Source organism: Streptomyces sp. NPDC054840 (assembly GCF_053611065.1).
In genome coordinates, this window is sequence record NZ_JBSGZP010000324.1 from 1 (window position 1) to 7,999 (window position 7,999).

8 protein-coding genes are annotated in these 7,999 nt (G+C 71.2%); 3 read left to right on the plus strand and 5 right to left on the minus strand.

Annotated elements, in window-relative coordinates; translation table 11 throughout:
• The coding region (locus tag ACWGIU_RS22145) for a S8 family serine peptidase (protein ID WP_453708322.1) at window positions 1–1,441 on the minus strand (1,441 nt) is incomplete at its 3' end.
• Window positions 1,442–1,605: 164 nt separating this feature from the next.
• Here ACWGIU_RS22145 and ACWGIU_RS22150 point away from each other — a divergent pair.
• The 3 genes from ACWGIU_RS22150 (at window position 1,606) to ACWGIU_RS22160 (ending at window position 5,451) form a co-directional block, all read left to right on the plus strand.
• The gene (locus ACWGIU_RS22150; protein ID WP_453708324.1) at window positions 1,606–3,087 is read left to right on the plus strand and encodes an MFS transporter; all 1,482 of its coding nucleotides are present in this window, start codon (window positions 1,606–1,608) and stop codon (window positions 3,085–3,087) included.
• A 4-nt stretch (window positions 3,088–3,091) separates the two neighbouring features.
• Window positions 3,092–3,718: a DUF6629 family protein gene (locus ACWGIU_RS22155; RefSeq protein ID WP_453708326.1), complete on the plus strand. Its 627-nt coding sequence runs from the start codon at window positions 3,092–3,094 to the stop codon at window positions 3,716–3,718.
• A 92-nt stretch (window positions 3,719–3,810) separates the two neighbouring features.
• On the plus strand, window positions 3,811–5,451 hold the full coding sequence (locus ACWGIU_RS22160; protein ID WP_453708328.1) for a GMC oxidoreductase: 1,641 nt from the start codon (window positions 3,811–3,813) through the stop codon (window positions 5,449–5,451).
• Window positions 5,452–5,561: 110 nt separating this feature from the next.
• Here ACWGIU_RS22160 and ACWGIU_RS22165 read toward each other — a convergent pair whose 3' ends face one another.
• The 4 genes from ACWGIU_RS22165 to ACWGIU_RS22180 all read right to left on the minus strand — a co-directional run.
• Entirely contained in the window at window positions 5,562–6,041 is a 480-nt protein-coding gene (locus tag ACWGIU_RS22165) for a carboxymuconolactone decarboxylase family protein (RefSeq protein ID WP_453708330.1), read from the minus strand.
• Entirely contained in the window at window positions 6,038–7,120 is a 1,083-nt protein-coding gene (locus ACWGIU_RS22170) for an NAD(P)H-dependent amine dehydrogenase family protein (protein WP_453708332.1), read from the minus strand. The genes ACWGIU_RS22165 and ACWGIU_RS22170 overlap by 4 nt, the downstream gene beginning before the upstream one ends.
• A 69-nt stretch (window positions 7,121–7,189) precedes the next feature.
• Window positions 7,190–7,429, minus strand: coding sequence for a DUF6126 family protein (locus ACWGIU_RS22175; RefSeq protein WP_453708334.1), 240 nt, complete (start codon window positions 7,427–7,429; stop codon window positions 7,190–7,192).
• A gap of 16 nt (window positions 7,430–7,445) precedes the next feature.
• Window positions 7,446–7,999: helix-turn-helix domain-containing protein (locus tag ACWGIU_RS22180; RefSeq protein ID WP_453708336.1), on the minus strand; the 554-nt coding region annotated here is incomplete at its 5' end.

A 7,999-nucleotide genomic window follows, 5' to 3' on the forward strand; every position in this document is an offset into this window, starting at 1 on the left:
CGGCGGCGTTGCCGCCGCACTGGCTGCTGTCGGTGTCCAGCGCCGTGCCGTCCAGGAGCGACTCGGTCTGCGCGACGTCGCCTTCCAGGGCGGGCGCGGCGGACCAGAGCAGGGCGACCGCGGCCGCGGTGTGCGGTGAGGCCATGGAGGTGCCGGAGAAGGCCTCGTATCCGCCGCCGGGGACGGAGGAGCGCACGTTCACGCCGGGCGCGGCGATGTTCGGCTTGACGATGCCGCCGGGGCCGGCGCCGCGTGAGGAGAACGACGCGATCGCGTTGTTGATGTCGAAGGCGCCGGAGCTGTAGGAGCTGGCGTAGTCGCCGGGCGAGCCGGCGGTGTTGCAGCTCGGGCCGGCGTTGCCGTTGGAGAAGGCCGGGAAGATGCCGGCGGCCCGCCAGGTGTCGACGATCTGCTGGTACCAGGTGTCGCCGCCGCTACCGCCCCAGGAGTTGTTGACGATGTGCGGGGCGAGGTCGGGGCGCGGGTTCTGGCCGTTCGGATCGGTCGGGGCGACGATCCACTGGCCCGAGGCGAGGAGGGAGGCCTCGGAGCAGGAGTTCGACTCGCAGCCCTTGGCCGCGATCCACTTGGCTCCGGGGGCCACACCGATCTTGTTGGCGCCGCCGTCGTCGCCGACCATCGTGCCCATGGTGTGGGTACCGTGGTCGTTGTTGTCGCACGGGGCCGCGGTGGTGCACACGCCCGCCGGGTCGAACCAGTTGTAGGCGTGGTCGTACGTGCCGTCCGCCTTCTTGCCGCGGTACTGGTTGTTCACGGCCGGGTGGGTGTAGTCCACACCGCTGTCGATGTTGGCGACGACGATGCCCTCGCCGCGCACACCGGCCTGGTCCCAGACCTGCGGGGCCTTGATCCGGTCGATGTTCCACTCGATGGCGTCGGCGACGGCCTTCTCCCGCTCGCCCTCGGTGGGCTTGGGGAGGGCGACCTTGTCGTCGGCGTCGATCCGGGCGACTTCGGGGCGCTGTGCGAGGGTCCCGGCGAGCTTCTCGCTGCCGACGACGCGCACGGCGTTCACGATCCAGTACGACGTGTAATCGGCGCCGGCGCCGTGCAGGGCCTTGATGACATCGGCCTGGCTGCGCGCGGCGTGGTCCTTCTTGATCCGCAGAACCGTTTCGGCCTTGGCGGCGCGGGTCTGCTGTTTCCCCGCGGCGTTGAGGTCGGCGGCGCTGTCGAGATACACCCAGAAAGCCGCCTTGGCGGACTCGTCGAGCTGGGTGCGGAGCTTGGGTTCGATCTTGCGCTCGGCCGCGGTCAGGGCGGCGGGGCCGGGGTCCTGCGCGGCGACGGCGACGCCCGCGCCGATCGGCAGGAGCAGGACCGAGGTGAGGGCGGCGAGCGCCGTGCGTAAGGACCGCGCGGGCCTCGATGACCTTGTGGGTCGTAAGGCTCGTGAGGACCGGTTGTCGCGTTGGGCCACGTGTTGTCTCCTCGTACGCCGTGTGCGGGATGTGCGGGAAGGGTGCGCGTGATGTGCGCGGGTCATGGTGAATGAGACGTCATGCTCATTACAAGGGCGGCTTTTCGGCCGTCTTGCGGCCCGCCCCGGTGGCCCGGACCGGCCGCGCGCGCCAGCCTGAAGACATGACTGCGCCCGCCGAGCCGTCCGGAGCCGGTATCCCGATCGCGTCCGCACGTGGTCGGTGGATCCTCCTGACCACGGTGCTCGGGTCGACCATGGCCATGCTGGACGGGACCGTCGTGAACGTGGCACTGCCGCGCATCGGGGAGGATCTCGACGCCGATCTGGCGGTGCTCCAGTGGACGGTGAACGCCTACCTGCTCACGCTGGCCGGACTGATCCTGGTCGGCGGGTCACTCAGCGACCGCTTCGGGCGGCGCCGGATCTTCGTACTCGGCGTGGTGTGGTTCGCGTTCGGCTCGCTGCTGTGCGGCATCGCGCCGAACGCCGGGGTGCTGATCGCCGCCCGGGCCCTGCAGGGCATCGGCGGAGCGCTGCTGGCTCCCGGCTCCCTGGCCCTGATCCAGGCGTCGATCCGCGCCGAGGACCGGGGACGGGCGATCGGCCTGTGGTCGGGGCTCGGCGGGGTGGGCGCCGCCGTGGGGCCGTTCCTCGGCGGCTGGCTGGTGGACGGGCCGGGCTGGCGGTGGGTGTTCCTGCTGAACGTTCCGCTGGCCGCGGTGTGCGTGCCGGTCGCACTGCGGCACGTACCGGAATCGCGCGACCCACAGGCGCACGGGCGGTTCGACGTGGCCGGGGCGGCACTCGGAGCGACCTCCCTGGGACTGGTCACCTACGCGCTGATCGAAGCCCGGTCGGGAGCGCCGGCGGTGATCGCCGCCGCGGTGCTCGGAGTCCTGCTGGGCATCGCCTTCGTCCACGTGGAGCGGCGGCGGCCCGACCCGATGGTGCCGCCGGACATCTTCGCGTCCCGGCTGTTCACCGCCGTCAACCTCGTCACGCTGTGCGTGTACGCGGCCATCGGCGGGTTCTTCTTCCTCGTCGTGCTCCAGCTCCAGGTGGTGTCCGGCTACTCGGCGCTGGCCGCCGGTGCCGCGATGCTGCCGACGACCCTTCTCATGCTGCTCCTGTCGGCACGCTCGGGTGAGCTCGGGGAGCGGATCGGGCCGCGCGTCCCGCTCACGGTGGGGCCGCTGCTGTGTGCGGGCGGCACGCTGCTGATGCTGCGGGTGGGGCCCGCGGCCTCGTACGTACGGGACGTGCTGCCCGCGATGGTCGTCATGGGCATGGGACTCGTGGCCCTGGTGGCTCCGCTGACGTCGACCGTGCTCGCCTCGGTGGACCCCGGCCGGGCGGGCCTGGCCAGCGGCATCAACAACGCGGCGGCGCGGGTTGCCGGGCTGCTCGCGGTGGCGGCGCTGCCGCTGCTGTCCGGCATGGGACCGGAGTCGTACCGCTCGGCGACCCAGTTCGACGCCGCGTTCGGGCTGGCCATGCTCTGGTGCACCGGGGCGTTCGTGGCCGGCGCCGCCCTGGCCTGGGCGACCGTACGCTCCCCCGCGCCCGAGGCGTGCCACCCCCAGTGTCGTACGTACTGCGCGGTGTCGGCCCCGCCGCTCGAACCCCGTGAGGAGCCCGGCTGATCCCGTGTGCTGGAGCGCGACGGCCGATCTGGTGGCGGGCACGGCGATCTCCGCCGGCGGGATCGTGTGCCTGGCGCGGGTGCGGCGGGCCCGCGACCTGCCCGTCGCCGCGCTGCCGCTGCTGCTGGGCGTGCACCAGCTGATGGAGGCCGCCGTCTGGGGCACGGGCGGCGGCTGCTCCCCGACCGCCACGGCCTGGGCTGTGATCGCCCTGCCGGTGCTGGCGGTCTGGGTGCCGGCCGGGGTCCTGCTGGCGGCCCCGCCGGGGGCCGGGTGCCTCCTGTGGGGGCCGCTGGCCGCGGGGCTGGCCGCCGCCGGAGTGCTCTCGTACTGCCTCGTGACCCGGCCCGTGACCGCCGAGGTCCGGGGCCACACCCTCGGCTACGGCGTGAATGTTCCGTGGATGCCGCTGGTGCTGACGGCCTACCTCTTCGCCACCGTGGGCGCCCTGTTGCTCGGAGGTGACCGGCGGCTGCGGACCCTCGGCGTGGTACTGGCGGCGGGGGCGCTCGCCTGCTCAGCGCTGTGGCGGCTGGAATTCGCCTCCACCTGGTGCGCCTTCGCTGCGGTCGCGTCCCTGCTGATCCTGGGCTGGGTCCGGCGCGCGCGCCCCACTCCCCCTGCCACGTGATCGACCGAAAGTTACCTAGACGTATGTAGTGACTTCACACGCGGGCAGCAGTAGAACTCGTTCCCATTCTGCCCCCGAGTGAGGAACGTCACATGAGCGATAAACCGCTGCCCAGAACCACCTCCAACGGGATCTCCCGTCGCGGATTCCTCGGTAGAACAGGTTCCGTTGTCGGGGCCTTGGCTCTGGCGGGCCACATCACCCCGGCGCAGGCGGCCGCCCCGCCCGGCCCGATATCCGACGGTTCCCGCGTACCGGCTCTGGTCATCGGCACCGGCTACGGCGGATCGGTGGCGGCCCTTCGGCTGGCACAGGCGGGCGTGGACGTCCAGATGATCGAGATGGGCATGTCCTGGGACACGCCGGGCTCCGACGGCAAGATCTTCCCGAAGGTGACCAGCCCGGACTACCGGTCCTTCTGGCTGCGCACCCGGACCAAGGCGCCGCTCAGCAACTTCCTCGGCTTCCCCATCGACAAGGACGTCCCCAAGTACACGGGGATCCTGGACGCCGAGGACTTCGCCGGCATCACGGTCTACCAGGGCCGTGGCGTCGGAGGCGGCTCGCTGGTCAACGGTGGCATGGCGGTCACGCCCAAACGCGCGAACTTCGCCGCCGTCCTCCCCTCGGTGGACGCCGACGAGATGTACGACACCTACTACCCGAGGGCCAACGCCGGGCTCGGGGTCGGAATGATCGACCCGGCCTGGTTCGACACCGCCGATTGCTATCAGTTCTCCAGGGTCGGCCGCAAGCACGCCCAGCGCTCCGGCTTCGCCTGGACCTTCGTACCGGACGTGTACGACTGGGACTACATGAAGGGGGAGGCCGCCGGCACCGCCACCAGGTCCGCCCTGGCCGGCGAGATCCTGTACGGCAACAACCACGGCAAGAAGTCGCTGGTGCAGACGTACCTCGCCCGGGCCAGGGCCACGGGCCGGGTCGCCATCTCGCCGCTCCACAAGGTCACCTCGGTCTCCCCGGCCGCGGCGGGCGGCTACACGGTCACCATCGACCAGATCAACACGACCGGCGACACCGTGGCCACCAAGACCGTGACCGCGGACCGCGTCTTCTTCGCCGCCGGCAGCGTCGGCACCAGCAAACTCCTGGTGGAACTGAAGGCCACGGGGGCGCTGCGGAACCTCAACGGCGAGGTCGGCAAGGGCTGGGGCGAGAACGGGAACGTCATGTGCGGCCGCGCCAACCACCTGTGGGACCCGACCGGCAAACTCCAGTCGACCATCCCCTGCTCCGGCATCGACAACTGGGACGCGGGCGGCGCCTTCGCCGAGGTGGCACCGCTGCCCACCGGCATCGAGACGTACGCCTCGTTCTACCTGTCGATCACCAAGAACCCGAACCGCGCCGAATTCACCTGGAACGCGGCCGCGGGCAAGGCCGAGCTGAACTGGCAGACCGCCTGGAAGCAGCCGTCCATCTCCATGGCCAAGACCATCTTCGACAAGATCAACTCGAAGGAGGGGACGATCTACCGGACCGACCTGTTCGGTGGCAACAAGATCTGGAACGACACCCTCACCTACCACCCGCTCGGCGGGGCGGTCCTGAACAGGGCCACCGACAACTACGGGCGGCTGCACGGCTACACCGGCCTGTACGTGATCGACGGCGCGCTCATCCCCGGCAACGCGAGCGTGAATCCCTTCGTCACCATCACGGCACTCGCCGAACGCAACATAGAGAAGATCATCGCCACCGACCTCCCGTAGGGCCGCGCCCTCCCCCCAGCGGCCGGGGCCGTTCGGATGCACCGAACGGCCCCCTTTTCCTCGTGCGCCGCGCCCCGCGCCCCTTCCCGTACGCCGCGCTCGCGCTCCGCTCAGTGCCCCGGCAGCACGCAGACGCTGTCCAGGCCGAGCACGTGGTTGAGCCGGCCGAAGGCCAGCCAGGACCCGATGCTCATCGTCAGCTCCACGATCTCCAGCTGGCTGTAGTGCGCGGTCATCCGGTCCCAGAACTCCTCGTCGAGCCCGTGGTGGTCCAGGGTGTACCGCTCGGCGTACTCCGCCGCGAGCCGGGTGCGCTCGTCGAACGCGTCGGTCGTACGCCACTCGGTGACCGCGTCGGAGAACTCCTCCTCGACCTTCTCCCCCTCCCGCTCGGTGCGCCAGTCCAGGCAGAAGACGCACCCGTTGATCTGCGCCACGCGCAGCCGGGCCGCCTCGAACTCGCGCAGGCCCAGGGTGGTGTGGGCGTACACCGACAGGGAGAAGTTCGCGGCGGCCATGCCGATACCGGGGACCATGTCGCCCCACACGTACTCGATCGGGTGCCGGCCTTCAGGGATGTCGATCCTCATGACTGTTTCCTTCCGAGTCTGCCGATGGCGGGGCGCAGCGGGACGTCAAGGGCGTCGTAGAGTCCGGGCTCCGCCTGCACGAGCCAGTCGATGGCGCCGACCAGGCGGCCGACGGCGGTGGCGTTGCCGCCCGCCGAGCGGTTCTCGCCCTCGTCCGTGGCCTCGATGGTGACCTCGATGCGCGGGCGGCCCTCGATGACGACCCGGTGGGCCCCGTCACCGCCGTCGGGCGGCATGGGCCAGTCCGGTGCGCAGGAGGCGTGGATGCGGGTGACGTGCTCGATGACGATGCGGGGCTCGCCCTCGACGATGCCCTGCACCTCGAAGCGGATCGCGCCCTGGGTACCGGCCTGGAACTCGCCCATGGTCCTGGTGGTCACCGTGGCGTCGAGCGCGCGACGGTCCGACGTCTCGCGGATCTCGTCGAGTTCGACCCCGAGCGCCCGGGCCATCATCCGTATCTGACCGCCCCACACCATGGTGGGGATCGAGGGCATGAGCATCATGGGCTCGTGGTCCATGGGCCGGCCCATGCCCACGAGGTCACGGACCGAGTCCGGCTGGTCGTAGGTGGAGTAGTCGAAGATCTCCTGGCAGCGGATGACGTCGATGGTGGTGCCGAGTCCGCTGAGCAGGAGCGGGAGGACGTCGTTGCCCCACCCGGGGTCGACGCCGGAGGCGAAGAGCGAGCCGCCGCCCTCCGCGACGGCGGCGAGCACCGGGGCGCGGAACTCGGGCGGGGCGCTCCGGTGGTCGTAGAGCGGGTACAGGGCGGGGCTCACGACGACAGCGCCGGACCGGACGGCCCGGGTGATGTCGGCGAGTGCCTCGTCGGGCCGGATGTCTCCGGACGCGGCGTACACCACGGCTTGGGGGCGGGCGGCGAGCACGGCTTCGATGTCGTCGGTGGCCTCGATCCCCAACAGATGGTCGAGTCGCCCGAGTTCGCCCGCGTCGCGGCCGACCTTGGCTGGATTGTGGACGATGACTGCGCAGAGTTGGAGCGCGGGATGGGCCTCGACGGCGCGGATCGCCAGACGGCCCACGTTGCCGGTACCCCAGACAACCGTGGAAATCATGCGCGGAGGGTAGCCACAGCGCCCTCACCTTGCCAGAGTCGCGCGGCCCGAACTCGTCGACCCGGCGGGTTACTGGTTCTGGCCACCGAGGACGAAGAGGAGGTAGACGAAGAAGGCGAAGAGGTGGCCGACGAACAGGTAGGCGATCAGCCGGATGATCAGGCCGCGCGGGAACTTGGACTCGAAGCGGGCCCGTATGGTCGCGGGCGCCGACACGGCCGGGGACGGGGACACGGCCGGGGACACGGTGGGTGTCGGGGATGCGGTCGGGGACGGGGACGGGGACGCGGGCTGCTCGGCTCGGGACATGGGTACGGTTCCTCCGCTATCGGTGGTGCGTGGTCGTGTGCGTGGTGGGCGCGGGCGGTTTCGCGGGCGCGGTCGTGGTGGCGCCGCCGAGGCACAGCCCGGCCAGGCTGCTCTGCAGCAGGGTGTGGACGAAGAGCAGCTCGGCCCCGCCCGCCGAGGCCGCAGCGATCCGGTGCGGGGTGAGCGAGTCGAAGTGCGCGCTGTCCCCCGTCTCCAACAGGTGCTCGGCCTCGCCCAGGTGCAGCCGCAGCCGCCCTTCCAGGACGTACAGCCACTCCTCGCCGGGATGTACGCGGACCAGCTCGCCCTGGCTGCGGCCGTGAGGCACGCACACACGCAGCGCCTGCATCCCGCGCCCGGAGCCGCCCGCCTGCCAGTACGTCCAGCCGTCGGCCTCACGGGCACCCGGACCGCCGGCCCGTACGATGGGATCCGCGACGGCGGGGATCTCGCCGAGCAGCTCGGAGACCGTCGTACCGTAGGTGCGGGCGAGTCCGAGCAGGAGTGGCAGCGAGGGCTGGCGCCGGCCGGTCTCCAGGCGGGACAGATGGGCGGGCGAGAGCCGGGCCC